1 protein-coding gene is annotated in these 340 nt (G+C 40.9%); it reads right to left on the bottom strand.

Annotation, left to right across the window (positions count from 1 at the left end; translation table 11 throughout):
* A partial coding sequence (locus HC176_RS19650) for a hypothetical protein (protein WP_209309734.1) occupies positions 1 to 340 on the bottom strand: 340 nt, incomplete at both ends.

Raw genomic sequence — 340 nt, 5'->3', positions numbered from 1 at the left:
GATTAAATAATTCCCGGCCACGCCTTCTGCCATAGTCCAAGAAAGTTTACCGGTTGAAGAATCAATTGTAACCGCTGTACTTGGACCTGTAATAGAGAAAGTACCACCGGTATCAGGAAAAGAATCAAGATTTGCTCCAAGACTTGAGATACAGAAACTTTTGTCGGCACTTATACCTGCATAACTGAAAAGGGCCAAAGGCAATTTGTCAACTGTTATTGTAAATTCTGCAAAAACGGATTCGCAGCCATCGTCCGCGGTGTCTACTGTATTTCGAATAACAAAAGTTCCTTCTGCGCTTTCTTTTAAATCTATTTCCCCTGTAATAGGATCTAGATCC

The sequence above is a fragment of the Tamlana crocina genome, from assembly GCF_012037625.1.
Note: the sequence above shows the minus strand (reverse complement) of the source record. Positions and strands in the feature narration are given on the sequence as shown.